Source organism: Ruegeria sp. CF3 (assembly GCF_056537365.1).
In genome coordinates, this window is record NZ_JBQFRK010000001.1 from 801,687 (window position 1) to 819,439 (window position 17,753).

A 17,753-nucleotide genomic window follows, 5' to 3' on the forward strand; every position below is an offset into this window, starting at 1 on the left:
CTCCGTCCCTAATGCGCGCCTTCGTAGGCTTCTTCACCCTCGCCAAGGCTGTCCTTGTCGAGGTATTTTCCTTCACTTTCCGGCCCTTCCACGTATTCCAGATACGAGCGATACAGGAACGCAATCGCGTGCAGGAACACCATGGCGGCAAAGGCCACCAGCAGGATTTTGAACAGGAAGTAGGCGTTGAACCCGTTGGGACTAAACCCGATGGTTTCCACGTTCCAACGCAGCGCTCGGGACTTGGCCACAAGCCTATCCAGCGTGTCACTGGCCGAGGGTTTCGGCACGATCAGGTGCCGCCACATGAAGTACCATCCATACATCCAGGTCAGAACGGCCATGGGCATCATGAACAGAACCGCCCCGCACATATCAACGACGCGTTTGGCCTTGTGACTGATGCCCGCATAAATCAGGTCAACGCGCACATGGCCGCCCTGCACGAATGTGTAGGTGCAGCAAAGGCACACAACCATGGCGTTGTAGAGTTTAAGTTCTTCGGCGAACCAACTGATATCCATTTGAAAAGGGATACCCAGCCCAAAGGACATATCCGGCCGTGTGAACACCCGCTGCATGAATACGATAACGATCTGCTGAATTACCATCAGCAATCCCGCCCACGCAAAGAAGCGTCCAGTGGTATTGGCGAAGCCCTCGAGCCCGCGCACCATTCCCCACATGAAGTTCCGATAGTAAAGACCAATGGCCGTCAGCACCAGAAACAGCGCGAAGATCACGAAGAAGAACTCGACCGACCCGCCATAATAAACAAAGCGCATGATTGCTTCTTTGTTCGACCAGTCCAGCCAGAGCTGCGGATGCGTGATGGCGTATCCGAAATTATAGAAGGCTTCGGCAATGTTCTGAATGAACCAGACCAGTCCATTCCACAGGGCGCCGAAGAACGAGATACCGTTTTCGTCCTGCATGTTGTCCCCAGGTCGCATCGGTTGCACGTTTGGTTATGACGGCATGTCCGGGCCGCTTATGTGCAACAGGAAAGGCTCCCCCGCTGACGGGGGAACCGATTGCATTGAGCGGATTGCTTAGCCGCGTACGCGGTCACGCTGCGAGGTGTAGACACCCGACGACAGGTTGTTCCATGCCGACGATGCTGCCATCGACTCCATGGCACTGTCGTGAATGCGCTTGAACAGCTCATCACCCATGTTTTCATCCAGAACTTCTTGGCTTGCTGCACCAAACGCATCCCAAACGCTGTCCGGGAATTCCATGACCTTGACACCACCGGCCTGCAGACGCTGCAGCGCTGCACCGTTATTGGCCAGGAATTGTGCCAGGTTCCACTGGTGGCACTCGGCCGCTGCGATCTCGATGATCTTCTGCTGCGCGGCGGACAGGCTGTCATAAACCTCGCGGTTGGTAGCCAGCGACAGACCCGCACCCGGCTCGTGGAAGCCCGCAGTGTAGTAGGTCTTGGTGATTTCCTGGAAGCCTGCTTTTTCGTCAGCCCAGGGACCGATCCACTCGGTTCCGTCAATCGCACCGGACGAAAGCGCCTGATACACCTCTGAGCCCGGAATGTTTTGAACGGATGCGCCTAGTTTACCCAGCGCCTTGCCACCCAGACCCGGCATACGGAACTTCAGGCCGTTAAAGTCTTCGGGGCTGTTGATCTCTTTCGAGTACCAGCCACCCGCCTGCGCGCCAGTGTTACCGGCCAGGAAGGATTTCAGGCCGAAGATTTCGCCCAGCTCATCATGCAGCTCCATCCCGCCGGCATGGTAGTACCAGTTCACCAATTCCTGCGCGGTCATGCCGAACGGAACAGCGGTGAAGAACGCATAGCCCGGGTGCTGACCCACAAAGTAGTAGTCTGCCGCGTGGTACATATCGGCCTGACCGGACGATACCGCGTCAAACACTTCGAACGCACCAACCAGTTCACCGGCTGCTTTGATTTCAACGTTCAGGTCGCCATCCGACATGGTGGTGATGCTGTCGGCGCAGCGCTGCGCGCTGTCGAACACACCCGCAAGGCCACGGCCCCACGAGGTGACCATAGTCAGCGTGCGCTTGCCTTGCGCATAGGCGGGCGCTGCCAGCGTGGTGGCTGCAGCGGCCGAGCCGCCCAGTGCTGATGTTTTCAGAAACTTACGACGATCCATATGAGTGATCCTCCCCTTCATATTCATTCCCCGGGTGATGCCGGGTCGATCGTTTCTAGTGCGCGTTAGCCTAGTTCCACACACATGAATGTGAATACCTACTACTACGTAGCCAGTCGGGTTTTTCCACATTCAAAAGCACAAATCCGGTTGATTTTACCCGCTCACGCCCAAATCGCTGTGGCCGAACGCTGTGTTCTTCCAAATTTTTTGCAATTTCCCGGCAGCTTGCGTATCGATTCGAACATGGGAGGAATCCGGAACCTAATCTCGCTAACCTATGCGCAAAAACTGTCGCTGGTTGCCGCAATCCCGCTGATCGCAGCGGTTGCGGCCATTGCAATGGTGGTCGCTTATGAATCGCGCGCGACCGCCGAGAGTGAGATACAGGCCCTCGAGCGCCGCCTGATCGAAGCCAAAAAAGAAGAGCTGCGTAATTACGTGACCCAGGCGCGGAACGGGTTTGCCTATATTTACGGTCGCGCCTCCCCGGATGACGAAATCGCAAAAAACCTCGTGACCCAGATTCTGTCGGCGATGATTTACGGCAAGGACGGGTTCTTCTTTGTCTATGACTATGACGGCAACAACCTCGTCAGCCCGCGCCAGACCGAATTCATCAATCGCAACTGGGCCGATCTGACCGACAGCGATGGCACCCCGATTGTGGATGAGTTTATCACGCTCGCCCGACAGGGTGCAGGCTGGCACAGCTTTATGTGGCAAAAACCATCGACCGGTGAAGAGGCTCAGATGATCGCCTATGTTGTTGGCCTGCAGGACTGGCGCTGGGTGGTGGGCACGGGTGTGTTCATCGATGACATCGTCGCCACCGTCGCCAATGCCCGGGCTGAGGTTGAGGCGCGCGTGCAGCGAACCTTCCTTTATATCGGAGGCATTGTTCTGGCCGCTGTTCTGATCGTCTTTGCCTCGGGCATGTTGCTGAACTTCCGCGAACGGCGGCTGGCTGATGCCAAGCTTAAGGAACTGACACAGCGGGTACTGGACGCTCAGGAAGAAGAGCGCGGGCGCGTCGCCCGCGAATTGCATGACGGCATCAGCCAGATTCTGGTTGGCGTACGCTATGCACTGGACAACGCCCGACGACGTCTGATCCGCGGGGACGACGTGTCGGCGCAGGAACCATTGCAAACAGGTATCGACAATCTGGCAACCGCCATCACCGAGGTTCGCCGCATCAGCCGCGACCTGCGTCCGGGTGTTCTGGATGATCTGGGGCTTGGGCCAGCGCTCAAGGCTTTGACCGACGATTTCAGTGAACGCACGGGTATTGAAACCGATTTCTCAACCGTGGTGTTCCGAAACCGATTGGATCAAGACAGCAAGATTGCCCTCTACCGTATTGCGCAGGAAGCCCTGACCAATATCGAGCGCCACTCGGGAGCAACCCGTGTTACCATTGACCTGCGGGGTCATAAGAAAGGCGCCACGATGCGGATTACGGACAATGGTCGCGGGTTGCGGAACGAACCAGGCCATGTCAGCACCGGAATCGGGCTACGCAACATGCAGGAACGGATCGAACAGCTTGACGGCACTTTACGCATCCTCTCATCGCGCGGCGGGCGTAGCGGCACCGTGATTGAGGTCAGCTTGCCGCTCAGTCATATGCTGCCACCACAGGAAGACCCAACGCCAAAACGAAAGGCCGGTATCTGATGTCCGACTCAATCATCCGGGTCCTTATTGTCGACGATCATCCCATGGTCGCCGAAGGCATTCAGTCTCTGCTGGAAAGCTATGATGAGATCGAAGTTGTCGGCACACTTTCCAACGGACAAGAAGCTGTCGATCGAGCAACCCACCTGCAGCCGGACGTGATCCTGATGGATCTCAACATGCCCGGCCTGAGCGGGTTGAACGCCACCGAGATCATTTTAGAGCGCCTGCCCAAAACCCGCGTTCTGATCCTGTCGATGCATGACAGTCCCGAATACATCTCAACCGCGCTCAGCCACGGCGCCAAAGGCTATATCCTCAAGGACGTTCCCACCGAAGAGATCAAGCAAGCCATCGATGCCGTGATGCGGGGCGAGCGGTATCTTTGTACCGGGGCCAGCGGCTCGCTGGAGCCCAAGGACGGCAACACGCGCGAGGCGCTGACCGGCCGGGAACAGACAATCCTGCTGGAATTGGCGCAGGGTAAATCCAACAAAGAGGTGGCACTGGCGCTGGACATTTCGGTGCGCACGGTTGAGACGCATCGCAAGAACATCAAGCGCAAACTTGGCATCTCCTCCACCGCCGGCTTGACCCGCTATGCCCTGGAGCATGGCGTCCTGCAGGGCACCAGCCCCGGGCTATGACCGCAGCGCGAAACGCGCTGCCCGGCCCAACCGAAGGAGATGTGCCAACGGCACATTGAAGTCGGGCGGGAGCACTACCCGCTGCCGCGTTCACTGATATCTTCACCAAAGAACACCAAAGTCCCGTCTTCATCGAGGACATGAAATTCGCGCTGCTGATACGGCTGATCGAATGGCGGGCGCACCCGCCCTTCAGGCAGCTCCTCCAACCCGGGGCGCAGGCTTTCGAACAGGCTGTCGATTCCTTTGACGTCAACATAAAACGACTGCTCATCCCCCAATGCGCGCCCATCCTGACGCGGTGGACATTCCAATAATCGGATCGCCACAGGATCACGGCGCAAGAAGGCATAATTGTTCTGCCTGAATGTGCAGGAAAACCCAAGCCGCTGAGTGTAGAACTCAATCTGCGCGTCCAAAGAAGAACAAAGGACAAATGGTGTAAGTTGTAATATCTGCATCAAAACAGCCCTCTTCCAACCTCGGGTCCGAGACTAGCACATATCAGTCAAGCAGTTGATCACCCCGCAACCCTTCACGCTCATAATGATGCGGCAGCACACGGCCATAGAGTTGACGGGTCCGCTCCACCCCACCACACATGCCTTCGGTTTCGACAAACGAAAAGATACCAACATAGCGTTTCCGTTGTCCTTCGACCGGCGCTACCCGGTGCAAGGCATAGCGCCCCTTGAAAATCTGCAGGTCGCCCGGTTGCAGTTCCAGTTGGTGTACGCCCCTCCTGCTGCCATCCAAAATCGCAGCGACGCCTTTGAAATTCTCGTCTTCACTGGTCCGCAGATTGGGTGCGTATTCGAATGCACCGCCCTCCTCGCCATTCTGGATTGCCAGCGTCACGGTGTAATTATTGGTGTCAAAATGCCACGGAAAGCCGCCTCCCTTCTCGACCACATTGATGATCACATCCGCCAACGGGTCATCATATCGGAAGAACCGATCCTCCGGCTCGTTCAAAGCCGTGCGGATGAAAGGCATGAAACCTTCATACTCATAAATACGCCGCAGCGGGCTTGTGACAGGGAAGTTGTCAGCCGGAACAAAGGCGTTGGATCGGTCATAAAACCGTCGGATTGGATGACCGATCCCGTAACTGGGATCATCCTGCGTAAAATAGGCATTCGTGCGATTGAACGATCGATGGGCTTTGGGAGCGACGTGATCGGCCTCAGCGATCAGTTTCCCAAGGCCATCTTCGTGCACAAAGCCGGGGAGGACCGCGCATCCATCAGCTTCCAGGTCCCGCCTCAGGTCCGCGATCAGCTGCCTGTACCCGTATGAATCAGGCCGATCGATCGGATAGCGCCCCAGATCCACAAGATCGTGCAGCATGTCTGACCTCCCGATTTAGCGCTGTTTTCACCAGCCTGCCTCAGCATCGGGCGCTGCTCTGGTCTGTTTCAGACATGGGCCTGACGCAATCAGACCACTGTTGATCACCCGATTGCCCACCAATTTACGGCGAATTTTCGCGGATATTTCTCGACCTGCGTCATTTTGCGCAACAAAATATCAAATCCCACAAGCCCAGACTTACAATATTTTTGTATTTGCCTGTTGACGCCCCTTCCCCTCAACCATAATGTCCCTGCACGCAAAGAAGGAGCCTCTGGCGATGAAAGCGCTAGTCGTAATCGTAGGAAACACGCGCATGGGCCGGTAACGGTAAACCATAATCGAACCCATGCGCCTCCGAAAATCTCGGGGGCTTTTTTTTGGCAACACGCAAGACACATGTCGCGAACGGAGCAAAGCAGATGACACGTGAGATGACCGGCGCAAAGATGGTTGTTCAGGCCCTCAAGGATCAGGGCGTGGACACGGTATTCGGATACCCAGGTGGCGCCGTCCTACCGATCTATGACGAGATCTTTCTGCAAAATGACATCCGTCACATTCTGGTACGGCATGAGCAAGGTGCGGTACATGCTGCCGAAGGCTATGCCCGCTCGACCGGCAAGCCGGGCGTTGCTTTGGTCACATCCGGTCCTGGCGCGACCAATGCCGTGACCGGCTTGACCGATGCGTTGTTGGACTCGATCCCGATTGTCGTTCTGACCGGGCAGGTTCCGACCTTCATGATTGGATCTGACGCCTTTCAGGAAGCCGACACCGTAGGCATCACCCGCCCCTGCACCAAGCACAACTGGCTGGTGAAGGATACGGACTCGTTGGCCGCAACGATGCACGAAGCCTTCCACGTGGCCACTTCCGGCCGCCCCGGCCCCGTGCTGGTCGACATTCCGAAGGACGTTCAGTTCGCTTCGGGTGAGTATACGACGCCAAAACCGTCGACCTCTCACTATCAGCCGGTATTGAAGGGCGATCTGGAAGAAATCACGGAACTCGTCGCGGCAATCGAGACCGCGAAAAAGCCAGTGTTCTACACCGGCGGCGGCGTCATCAACTCCGGCCCAGCTGCCAGCCAGCTGTTGCGCGAGCTTGTGGACGCAACCGGCTTCCCGATCACCTCGACCCTGATGGGGCTTGGGGCTTATCCGGCCTCGGGTGAAAACTGGATCGGTATGCTGGGGATGCATGGACTCTACGAGGCCAACATGGCGATGCATGATTGCGACCTGATGATCAACATCGGCGCGCGATTTGACGACCGTATCACCGGCCGTATCGATGCGTTCTCGCCAAATTCGATCAAGGCCCATGTGGATATCGACCCGTCGTCGATCAACAAGGTCATCCGCGTAGATATCCCTATCGTTGGCGACGTTGCCCATGTGCTTGAGGATATTCTGAAAGTCTGGAAAGCCCGTGGCCGCAAGACCGACGCAGCTAACATCAAACAGTGGCAGGACCAGATCAATGAATGGCGTAAGGTCAACTGCCTTGCCTTCACAAACAGCGAGAAGACCATCAAGCCGCAATACGCGCTGCAACGGCTTGAAGAGCTGACGAAGAAATACGACCGCTATGTCACAACCGAGGTTGGACAGCACCAGATGTGGGCGGCGCAATACCTGGGTTTTGAAGACCCCAACCGCTGGATGACCTCGGGCGGTCTGGGCACCATGGGCTATGGTTTCCCCGCCTCGATCGGTGTGCAAATGGCACATCCCGATGCGCTGGTCATCAACGTGGCCGGTGAGGCCTCGTGGCTGATGAACATGCAGGAAATGGGCACGGCCGCGCAGTACCGCCTGCCCGTGAAGCAGTTCATCCTAAATAACGAGCGGCTGGGAATGGTGCGCCAATGGCAAGAGCTGCTGCACGGCGAACGCTATTCGCATTCGTGGTCAGAGGCCCTGCCCGATTTCGTTAAACTCGCAGAAGCTTTCGGCGCAAAGGGTATTCTTTGTTCCGACCCAGCTGATCTGGACGACGCGATCATGGAGATGATCAATTACGACGGTCCGGTCATCTTCGACTGCGTGGTCGAAAAGCACGAGAATTGCTTCCCGATGATCCCATCGGGCAAGGCCCACAATGAGATGCTGCTGGGCGAAGCCGAAACGCAAGGTGTTATCCAAGCTGGTGGAGCTGTGCTTGTTTGAGCACCGCTTTGCCACATCTAGGTCAAATGCCGGAGCTAAGGTCACCGCACGTGACATGAAAAAGGGTTAGATCATGCGTGATCTCAGCAGTCAGTTCTCAGCCAGAGCTTCGAGCCCGGAAGAGAATTTGTCGATATTCGCCGGCCGTCGCGGTTGGCAAGTGGGGCTCATGGTTCCACTCTTCGTTCTAGCGTTGATATTGTTCTGGGTCGGCACAGGCTGGTATGCCGTTGTTGATCAAGGAAAAATGGCGTTATCCGTTGATTTCAAGGTGTTCTGGGCTGCAGGTCACCTCGCGCATTTAGGCGAACCGCTTGCGGCATTTGATATCGACAGATTGTCGGAAATACACGAAGCGTCCAAGGAAGACGATTGGATGCCTTGGTCTTATCCTCCCTCGTTCCTTGTCGCACTCCAACCACTCGGGGCATTGTCGTTTTCTCCGGCTTGGGCAATTTTCACGGCGATCTCAATTGTCGCAATGCTTCTTGCTGTGCGACCGTTTTCCTGCGGAATTGTACCGGTTTGGTTTGCTTTTGCACTCTCCCCCGCCATGTTGCCAAACTTGTATATGGGGCAGACCACAACCCTTTGGGCAGCAGGCCTTCTGGCCGCACTAGCGGCGCTAAAGAACGACCGCTTCGTGCTGGCAGGGTTCTTTATTGGATTGCTGACGCTTAAACCCCAACTCGGCCTGCTCATACCGCTTGCGCTTTTGGCAAGCGGTGCGTGGAAAACGATCATATCAGCAACGGTCACGACGGTGGTCTTGTCCGTTCTGGCCACCCTGGTCGTTGGCGTCGAATATTGGACCGAAATGCGCAACATGATGGGCGTCCACTTTGAAGAGATACGAGAATCCATCCATCTCAATACGCTGATGCTTAGCCCTTATTCCTTGTTGGCCAGCATCGGTGTGCCAGAAACGCTCGCGCTTGCGATGCAATGGACTCTGACAGTGTTGTCTGGAATTGCAGTCTTCGTTGCATGGCGCAGCCCAAGAGTAGGTTTTGACTTGCGGGTAGCGGTGCTCTTTCTAGGTATTTCCATGTCTACACCGTACTTCTGGTTCTATGAATCTGGGCTGCTTGCAATCGTTGCACTGTTCCTGCTTCGAGCTGGCGTCCTGACAACTTCTCCATGGCGTCTGGTACTGGCCGCCGCAATGTGGATCGGTATCGGACCAGCAACACATATGGTGCTTTTCAAGATGACCGAGATATTGTCTTTGCGCCTCGTGTTTGCCCCGATCCTAATACTGGCTTGCGTAGTTTGCCTCCAAGCGCTGATCTCTGCGCTACGAAAGCCCGAAGAAACTTATGTCCAAGATGAGGTCTATCAATGACTCCGCTAAACATCGTCAAAGGCTCCACCCGCCATTCTGCATATAACCTACGCCCGACATTCTCGGACGTGCAGGAACAACACACGATCGCGGTGCTGGTTGAAAACGAACCGGGGGTTCTGGCGCGCGTAATTGGTCTGTTCTCGGGTCGTGGCTATAATATTGAAAGTCTAACGGTTGCTGAGGTTGACCATACCGGGCATCTCAGCCGAATTACCATCGTCACCACCGGCACCCCGCAAGTGATCGAGCAGATCAAGGCGCAGCTTGGACGCATCGTGTCAGTCCGTGACGTGCATGATCTGACCGTCGAAGGTGCTTCGGTCGAGCGCGAGCTGGCGATCATAAAGGTTGTGGGTGAAGGCGATAAACGGGTCGAAGCCCTGCGACTGGCCGACATTTTCCGGGCCAATGTCGTCGATAGTACGCTGAATTCGTTCATCTTCGAGATCACCGGTGCACCGGACAAGATCGATGCCTTTGCCGATCTGATGCGCCCTCTTGGCTTGATTGAAATCGCCCGTACCGGAGTTGCAGCCCTGTTGCGCGGTGACTAAGCCCCCATTTCCGCCCCGGGACTGAATTCATTCTCGGGGCGGCGGCCTGCTTGGCCATGGTGCCCTGCTAACCTCAAAAAGGCTTTATGCGTTCATCAAATATGAGCAACAGCATGAAAAAGATCATGCAAATAGGCTGAAAGCCTATTGATTTTGCTTATCATCAGACTAGCCTGTGACGCGTAGCGAGGCGCTTTGCAGCGCCCGTTGGGGTCAACTTTACGATTTCTGAATACTGCGCGGCCGCTGTGCCGCCGCAAACCTGTTTTTGCTGAAGATACAAACGGAAATCTGGGACAGAAGTGACCGACATCAATCGCAGCCCCGCAGAATTGCGCAGCATGTTCGGAGCCAACCTCAGGCAGCTCGCAAACAGTTATCGGTCGGTTTCAGAGCTTTGCCGCCAATTGGGTATCAATCGAACTCAGTTTAATCGCTATCTGTCAGGTGAAAGTTTTCCCAGGCCGGATGTGCTGGACCGGATGTGTCGATTCTTCGATATCGACGCGCGTATCCTGCTGAAACCTTTGGATGAAATAGAACCGGTCGCCGCTCATCCCGCATCAGAAATCATCGATCGATTTCTCGTCACCGGGTCAGAAAAAACTATGGCGACCGGATTTTATCACGCCGCTGAGGCCCCGCCAAACCGACGCGAACCAACACTGCACCGGCTGCTGTTTATCCGCCGCATTCGGCATTGCACCTTGTTACGCAGCTATGAGCCCTTGTCGCAGATGCCCGGATGCTCCGCCCCCACGCGTGAGGTTCAGGGCATCGTTTCTCACATCGGCAGACAAGTCTGCGCATTGATGTCCCGGCCCGGCGCACAGGATTGCAGAATGATGGTTCTAAACGTTCCGCCTGAATGGGCACCTCAGGAATGGTCGGGTTATGTGTATCGGTTGGCCGTTGGCAGTGGATCCGATATAAGACGGCTTACGCTGCATCACCTTGGGCATGATTTGTCCGCAGCACTTCAATCGGCCCGAAAGGCGCACAATTCATCAGGGCCTGACTTAAACGGACAGATTTAAGAGGGTTTCGGCTGAGCAGCCCCGGACGCATCGTTTTCCAAGATCAAGCGATAAAGATGCCAGCTGGCATGCCCCAGCAAAGGCAGGACGATAAACAGGCCCAGGAACCAAGGGATCATCGCCAAAAAAGTGATGATCGCGATGAAGGCCCCCCACGCCAGCATCACACCCATGTTCGCTTTTACATAGGCAAAGCTGGTGATCATCGCGGTCACAAAATCCAGCTCACGATCCAGCAGCATAGGAATCGACAGCACGGTGATCATGTACAGAATGATTGCAAATACGGCCCCGACCAGTGTGCCCAGTACCAACATGCTCAGCCCATTGGGAGTCAGGAACACCTCAAATGATGTTGAAATATTGGTCATCGTCGACAGCCCCATGAACAGCGCAAAGATCATGTGGCCCAGAAAGAACCAGAACAGAAAGATCACCACGATAATGGCGCAGATCGACGGCAGTTGCCTTCGGCTTTGCTGTATGACCACGCCGAATATCGCACCGGGATTCAACGGCTCGCCCTGTTCCAGCCGGTGCGAGACCTCATACAATCCCACGGCAGCAAACGGCCCGATCAGGGGAAAGCCGATCGCGGCCAAAACCAGCCAGAACGACGTTCCCGTCTGCAGCGTGACCCACGCCATCAGCCACCCGGCCAGCACGTAGAAGCCCGCAAACAGAAGCCCAAAAAGCGGCGCGCGGCGATAATCCTGCCACGCTCGGCGCAGTGCCTCTTTCAGTATCGCGGAATCGACGGGTTTCAGCGTCGGCACACCAAAGGGTTTATCCATTCTTGTTTTCTCCTCCCGGGCGGTTGTTCTAAATGGCGGGTCGTTTCTGAGGCCAAAGCGTTGCAGAATGATATGCCGCCCCAATCGACAAGATCCGCGCATCTGCACCACGCGGACCGAACAGCTGCATTCCCATCGGCAGCCCTTGTGGTCCGAAACCGACAGGCGCACCCAGACAGGGCAACCCTAAAAGGCTGACGGGTGTCACGACCTGCATCCAGCGATGGTAGGTATCCATCCCCTGCCCCTTGATTTCGGTTGGGTACGGCGTTTCAAGCTCGAACGGCCAGACCTGCGCTGCGGGCAACACCAAAGCGTCATAGTCTTCGAAAAGCTCCACCGCCCGCTTGTGCCAGTCAGACCGGTTCACACTGGCCCGGTGCACATCCATCGCGCTGAGCGCCAGGCCTCGCTCCAATTCCCATTGAGCGGTGTCTTTGAGTGATGATTTCTTCTTCGCCAAAGGCTCCAACCCTGCGGCCACTGACCAGGAGCGCAGAGTAATCCAACTGTCCCAGATCAGGTCCGCGTCAAACGGGGGTGCAAGCGCCTCAACTCGCGCACCGCGTTCTTCGAAAACGTGCAACGCATCGCGGCATAGCGCGAGGATACCCTCTTCGCATGGAAACGCCCCGCCCCAGTCGCCCAACCAGCCTATGCGCATCCCTGTCAGATCAGCCGCTTGAACGGGCGACACGCGCTCGACCTCTGTGCTTAATGGCATCCTTGGATCGGGGCCGGATATGACGTCAAGCAATAGCCCGATGTCTTCGGGGCTGCGCGCCATGGGCCCCAGTGTTGAAAGCTGATGCAGATAACTGTCCCCAACTGGCTCAGACGGAACGCGCCCCCAACTTGGCCTGAACCCGTAGACGTTGTTCCATGCGGCCGGGTTGCGCAGGCTGCCCATCATGTCCGAGCCGTCTGCCAGCGCCAGCATTCCAGTCGCCAACGCCACTGCTGCACCGCCCGACGAACCTCCACAGGTTTTCGTGGGATCATAAGGGTTGCGGGTTGCACCATAGACAGGATTGAACGTATGCGAACCCAGTCCGAATTCCGGCGTGTTGGTCTTACCGATCAGAATTGCCCCAGCAGCCCTTAGCCGGGCGGCCAGCAGATCGTCAGTTTGCGGCACATGATCCTTGAACAATGGCGAACCCTGTGTCGAAGTGATCCCTGCCACATTTACCAGATCTTTCACCGCTATCGGCAACCCGTGCAGCGCGCCGCGAGATGACGCGGCATCCGCCGCCCGCGCCTCGGCCATCAAAGCGTCTTCATCCCGCAGCGCGACCATCGCGTTTACCTCACCGTTCACCTGGGCGATCCGATCCAGCGTCGCGCGCATCAGTTCTGCAGCTGAAAGCTGTCGGCGGGACAAGGCGTCAAGGATGTCCGTCGCGGATGCTCTGGTCAAATCCATGCGGGTTGGTCCTTTGGCTGCTCGTCATCAGCCTAGCGACGTGCTCGGACCATTTAAAGCCACTGTTTAAATGTATCTTTTTAGAATTTCGCGAAGAAGAGCGGCGCAAGAGCGCGCATCATCTGATACTGAGGTCGATCCGCACATTGCTATCGCGGCCCAGCACATTCTTCAGACCAAAGACGATCATCACCAGACTAAGCACCAGCCACAACCCGCCCCACATCATGGTGGTTCCGCCGAATTCTTCAGCCAGCATATATGCATCTGATCGCAATCCCGCGCGTCGGATCGTGTCATCGAAAATGTCAAACGGAACGTAGATCATGCTGGTCAGCCCGATGACCCGTAGAATCAGATCACACAGGTTGCGGTTCAGGAACCACGCGGTGGCCAGCATCACCGCTCCACAGCCCGCGCTGAACGCCATGGCAAACGGTTCCCGGATATACAGGAGCGCAATAATCAGCATGACTCCCCCAAAGAGACCAAGCGCAGCCCGATCGGCATTGGTGCGCAGGGCGATCATCAGCAGGCCCATCCCAAGCATCAAGGACCCAAGATATCCCGCTGACAGACTGACAAACCGATTGCCTCCTCGGCCAATAACCAGACCACCTTGTTGTGGAGAGACCGAGAAACTTTCAACCGAACCACCGGTCAGGATAATGACACCGGCATGTGAAAGCTCATGCAGGAACACAACCAGGATTTTCAACGGAAGCACCAGCATCGTGTTCCAGAACACAAACACCAACGCGACAATTGCGATCAATTGCCAGTGGCCCTTGATCAGGTTCACAGCCGAGGTCAGGGACTGCCGCAATTAGCCCTCGCCCTGCGCCTCGGACCGGCTTTTGCCCGAGACATTCAGGGCCAGTGTCGCCGCCATGAAACCATCCAGATCGCCATCCAGCACACCTTTGGTGTCGGATGTTTCATGATTGGTCCGCAAGTCTTTGACCATCTGATAGGGCTGCAGCACGTAAGACCGGATCTGGTTGCCCCAACCCGCATCGCCCTTGGCTTCGTGGGCGGCGTTGATCTCGGCGTTTCTGCGATCCAGCTCTTGCTGGTACAGCCGGGACTTGAGCGCCTTCATGGCAATATCTCGGTTCTGGTGCTGCGATTTCTCGGAACTGGTCACCACAATTCCGGTTGGAATATGCGTAATCCGAACCGCCGAGTCGGTGGTGTTCACGTGCTGACCACCGGCACCGGACGACCGATAGGTATCTACGCGGATATCGGCCGGGTTCACCTCAATCTCAATATTGTCATCCACCACAGGATAAACCCAGACCGAACTGAACGAGGTATGACGCTTGGCCGCCGAGTCGAACGGAGAGATACGCACCAGACGGTGCACGCCACTTTCCGATTTCAACCAGCCATAGGCGTTGTGGCCAGTGATCTTGTAGGCGGCGGACTTGATCCCCGCCTCTTCCCCCGCTGTCTCGGATTGCAGTTCGACCGTATAGCCCTTTTTCTCGGCCCAGCGGACATACATCCGCGCCAGCATCGAGGCCCAGTCGCAGCTTTCCGTACCGCCCGCGCCCGAGTTGATCTCAAGGAAGGTATCATTGCCGTCCGCTTCGCCATCAAGCAGCGCCTCAAGCTCTTTCTTTGCGGCCTTGGTCTGCAGCTTTTTGATCGCTTCTTCGGCGTCGGTTACGACCTCTTCGTCCTCTTCCATCTCGCCCAGTTCGATCAGCTCGATATTGTCGCTGAGATCGGTCTTGATGGATTCGTAGGTCTCGATGGCATCGACCAGCAACTGCCGTTCGCGCATCAATTTCTGCGCGTTCTCAGGATTGTCCCACAGGTTCGGATCTTCAACACGCGCGTTGAATTCCTCCAACCGGTGCGGCGCTGTTTCATAGTCCATGCGCTGCGCCAGCAGCTCCAGCGACTTTTCGATTTCCGCCACAATATTCTGGGTTTCGGCGCGCATGGTCAGGTCCCAACTTGCTCAATCAGGTGTGCGTGATAGCAAGAGGTGCGAGGCACCACAAGACGACTGAGCCGGGAAACTTGGACGGATCAGTAAAGCCCGCCGCCCTGCAGATCGCCCTGGCTGGCATTGGGGCCAACCGTGATCGTATCCCCGGTTGAGGTGGTCACCTGACGGCCCGAACTTGCCTCTTCAAACAACGGCAGGTCAGATCCCATCGCGAAGCCACCGTCATATACGCGATCGATAAAACCATCCACGCCATCACGGAAATACTCGGCGACCACATATTCTCCACTCGCGTCTTCTGGCAGGCGCGCGCCGCTGAAACGGTCAATCTTGATGAAATGGCCACCCGGAGGCACCTCGAACGGGCCACCGCCGTATTTCTCGACTGCTTTTTCCATAAAGCTTTGGAACACAGGACCGCACAAGGTGCCGCCGTAGGCCCCCCGGCCCATCGGGCGCGGGCGGTCATAACCGATGTAGCAACCGGCCACGATATTTGAGGTGAAACCGATGAACCACGCATCCTTGGATTCGTTCGTGGTGCCGGTCTTGCCCGCTGTGGGCACGGGCAGGTTCACAACACGTGATGCAGTGCCGCGATCAACCACGCCCTTCATCATCGACGTCAACTGGTAGGCGGTGATGGCATCCATGACCTGGCTGCGATCGGTGAGGATCGTGGGCGACTCATCAGGCTCTAGCCAGCTAGAGTTACAATCGACGCACTGGCGATCGTCATGGCGATAGATGGTCTTGCCAAACCGGTCCTGAATACGGTCAACCAGTGTGGGTTCAACCCGCTCGCCACCATTGGCGAACATCGCATAGGCAGCGACCATTTTGTACAGCGTAGTCTCTTCAGACCCTAGCGAGTTCGCAAGGAACGCACCCATCCGGTCATAAACGCCAAACCGCTCGGCATAGCCTGCGACCACGGGCATTGTGACTTCTTGCGCCAGACGGATGGTCATCAGGTTCCGCGACTGTTCGATCCCGGTACGCAAGGGCGTTGGACCGTAAAACTTGTTCGTCGAGTTCTTGGGTCGCCACAGTCCCTGCGGTGTATTCACTTCAATCGGCGCATCCACAACGATCGTTGCGGGGCTGTATCCGCTGTCTAGCGCCGCTGCATAAACGAACGGTTTGAAGCTCGACCCGGGTTGGCGCTGTGCCTGAGTGGCGCGGTTAAACACGGTATCCTGATACGAGAACCCGCCCTGCATCGCCAGAACACGGCCCGAATTCACGTCCATCGCGACAAAGCCGCCCTGCACTTCTGGCACCTGACGGGCAGACCACTGCCCCTCTTCGCCAGCCATTACCAGAATGACATCGCCGCGTTTGAAATTGTCCTGGAAATTGCCCTGCATCCACTTGATGTCTTCGCGCGGGATGGTGCCATCTGCTGGACCATCTTCGATCCCGACGGTCAGGGATTGGTCGGCCACGTTCAGAACAACGGCAGGATACCACTGCGTCGGCAGCACCACGTCGCGGGGGATTTCCATGATCGCCAGCGCCTCGCGCCACTGTGCTTCATCCGCCAGCTTCTCCTCGGCGATGACCTCGCCTGTGCCGCGCCACCGCCCACGAGAGCGGTCGTATTTCTGCAGCGCCGTGCGCAGGGCTTTCGCCGCTTCGACCTGCATTTCCTCATCCACCGAGGCGCGTACGGTGAAACCGCCAGTGAAGAACTCACCCTCGCCAAAATCCTCACTCAACTGGCGACGGATTTCGTCGGTGAAATAGTCACGCGGCGGCAGTGCAGTGCGGAAGCTTTCAAAATCGCCGTTCTGAACCGAACGCAAAGGCATCTCGACTTCGGTCTCATAGGTGGCCTGATCGATATAGCCGTTCTGCTGCATCTCGCGCAGCACATAGTTGCGGCGGTTCAGCAAACGTTCTTTCTGCCGCACAGGATGGTAGTCCGATGGTGCCTTGGGCATCGCCGCCAGCATCGCGGCTTCATGCGGGGCCAGTTCCTGCAGAGTTTTGTTGAAATAGGTCTGCGCAGCAGCGGTCACACCATAAGAGTTCTGGCCCAGAAATATCTCGTTCATATAGAGTTCGAGGATCTGTTCTTTGTCGAGCGTATCCTCAAGCCGGGTGGCGAGGATGATTTCCTTAATCTTGCGCTCGGCCCGGCGGTCACCGGACAGCAGGAAGTTCTTCATCACCTGCTGTGTAATCGTTGATGCACCACGTACGGTTTCGCCCTTGGTGCGCACGGCCTCGACCCCGGCAGCAATGATACCCCGCGGGTCATAGCCCTGATGGGTATAGAAATTCTTGTCTTCCGCCGAGATAAACGCCTGTTTCACCAGATCGGGAATTTCCTCGGACGGCGTGAACAGGCGGCGCTCCTGCGCAAATTCGTCGATCAGCTGGCCCTCACCCGAGTAAATCCGGCTGATCGTCGGTGGTTTGTATTGTGCCAATGATTCATGACTGGGCAGGTCTCGGCCATACATCCAGAACACCGCGCCAACGACCAGCGCGGCCATAAAAATACCTAATGTCACGAGACTGAAAATTGCCCCGAAGAACGAAAGAATGAACCGGATCACGTTACTGCCTTTTACTCGCGATGACGCCTATATAGTGTCGCCCCCGCGCAGGGTCAAAACACGAAAGGCTACAAT

At 56.6% G+C, this 17,753-nt stretch carries 15 protein-coding genes; 6 read left to right on the forward strand and 9 right to left on the reverse strand.

The window, feature by feature from the left end; translation table 11 throughout:
• Positions 1–8: 8 nt before the first annotated feature.
• Entirely contained in the window at positions 9–935 is a 927-nt protein-coding gene (locus tag ACR0KC_RS04075; protein WP_170396594.1) for a TRAP transporter small permease subunit, read from the reverse strand.
• 117 nt (positions 936–1,052) lie between these two features.
• Positions 1,053–2,135, reverse strand: coding sequence for a TRAP transporter substrate-binding protein (locus ACR0KC_RS04080; protein WP_170396967.1), 1,083 nt, complete (start codon positions 2,133–2,135; stop codon positions 1,053–1,055).
• Between the two features lie 246 nt (positions 2,136–2,381).
• On the opposite strand from ACR0KC_RS04080, the gene ACR0KC_RS04085 reads away from it, so the two are divergent.
• Both ACR0KC_RS04085 and ACR0KC_RS04090 read left to right on the forward strand, forming a co-directional pair.
• Positions 2,382–3,815 (forward strand): cache domain-containing protein, encoded by a 1,434-nt coding sequence (locus ACR0KC_RS04085; RefSeq protein ID WP_170646315.1) that lies wholly within the window; start codon positions 2,382–2,384, stop codon positions 3,813–3,815.
• Positions 3,815–4,462, forward strand: coding sequence for a response regulator transcription factor (locus ACR0KC_RS04090; protein WP_170396590.1), 648 nt, complete (start codon positions 3,815–3,817; stop codon positions 4,460–4,462). Before ACR0KC_RS04085 ends, ACR0KC_RS04090 begins: the two co-directional genes overlap by 1 nt.
• A gap of 74 nt (positions 4,463–4,536) precedes the next feature.
• Here the strand turns inward: ACR0KC_RS04090 and ACR0KC_RS04095 are convergent, their stop codons facing one another.
• Both ACR0KC_RS04095 and ACR0KC_RS04100 read right to left on the reverse strand, forming a co-directional pair.
• Positions 4,537–4,923, reverse strand: coding sequence for a bleomycin resistance protein (locus tag ACR0KC_RS04095; protein ID WP_480705087.1), 387 nt, complete (start codon positions 4,921–4,923; stop codon positions 4,537–4,539).
• A gap of 43 nt (positions 4,924–4,966) precedes the next feature.
• Positions 4,967–5,812 (reverse strand): HalD/BesD family halogenase, encoded by an 846-nt coding sequence (locus tag ACR0KC_RS04100; protein ID WP_170512087.1) that lies wholly within the window; start codon positions 5,810–5,812, stop codon positions 4,967–4,969.
• A gap of 425 nt (positions 5,813–6,237) precedes the next feature.
• On the opposite strand from ACR0KC_RS04100, the gene ACR0KC_RS04105 reads away from it, so the two are divergent.
• The 4 genes from ACR0KC_RS04105 to ACR0KC_RS04120 all read left to right on the forward strand — a co-directional run bounded on the left by ACR0KC_RS04105 (position 6,238) and on the right by ACR0KC_RS04120 (position 10,928).
• A complete protein-coding gene (locus tag ACR0KC_RS04105; protein WP_170396584.1) occupies positions 6,238–7,989 on the forward strand; it encodes an acetolactate synthase 3 large subunit in 1,752 nt (583 codons plus the stop codon).
• A 169-nt stretch (positions 7,990–8,158) separates the two neighbouring features.
• The gene (locus ACR0KC_RS04110) at positions 8,159–9,334 is read left to right on the forward strand and encodes a glycosyltransferase family 87 protein (RefSeq protein ID WP_480590063.1); all 1,176 of its coding nucleotides are present in this window, start codon (positions 8,159–8,161) and stop codon (positions 9,332–9,334) included.
• Positions 9,331–9,891: an acetolactate synthase small subunit gene (gene ilvN, locus ACR0KC_RS04115; RefSeq protein ID WP_170396580.1), complete on the forward strand. Its 561-nt coding sequence runs from the start codon at positions 9,331–9,333 to the stop codon at positions 9,889–9,891. The genes ACR0KC_RS04110 and ilvN overlap by 4 nt, the downstream gene beginning before the upstream one ends.
• A 341-nt stretch (positions 9,892–10,232) precedes the next feature.
• A complete protein-coding gene (locus ACR0KC_RS04120) occupies positions 10,233–10,928 on the forward strand; it encodes a helix-turn-helix domain-containing protein (RefSeq protein ID WP_480705738.1) in 696 nt (231 codons plus the stop codon).
• Here the strand turns inward: ACR0KC_RS04120 and ACR0KC_RS04125 are convergent.
• The 5 genes from ACR0KC_RS04125 to ACR0KC_RS04145 all read right to left on the reverse strand — a co-directional run bounded on the left by ACR0KC_RS04125 (position 10,925) and on the right by ACR0KC_RS04145 (position 17,678).
• Complete coding sequence (locus ACR0KC_RS04125; protein WP_480705091.1) at positions 10,925–11,722, reverse strand: DUF2189 domain-containing protein; 798 nt, start codon at positions 11,720–11,722, stop codon at positions 10,925–10,927. The two genes, ACR0KC_RS04120 and ACR0KC_RS04125, sit on opposite strands and share 4 nt — an antisense overlap.
• 28 nt (positions 11,723–11,750) lie before the next feature.
• On the reverse strand, positions 11,751–13,148 hold the full coding sequence (locus tag ACR0KC_RS04130; RefSeq protein ID WP_480771513.1) for an amidase: 1,398 nt from the start codon (positions 13,146–13,148) through the stop codon (positions 11,751–11,753).
• A gap of 118 nt (positions 13,149–13,266) precedes the next feature.
• Positions 13,267–13,974: a M50 family metallopeptidase gene (locus ACR0KC_RS04135; protein ID WP_480771514.1), complete on the reverse strand. Its 708-nt coding sequence runs from the start codon at positions 13,972–13,974 to the stop codon at positions 13,267–13,269.
• Positions 13,975–15,102 (reverse strand): peptide chain release factor 2, encoded by a 1,128-nt coding sequence (prfB, locus tag ACR0KC_RS04140; protein ID WP_170403025.1) that lies wholly within the window; start codon positions 15,100–15,102, stop codon positions 13,975–13,977. It abuts the gene before it with no gap.
• An 89-nt stretch (positions 15,103–15,191) separates the two neighbouring features.
• A complete protein-coding gene (locus ACR0KC_RS04145; RefSeq protein ID WP_480585332.1) occupies positions 15,192–17,678 on the reverse strand; it encodes a penicillin-binding protein 1A in 2,487 nt (828 codons plus the stop codon).
• Positions 17,679–17,753 lie beyond the last annotated feature (75 nt).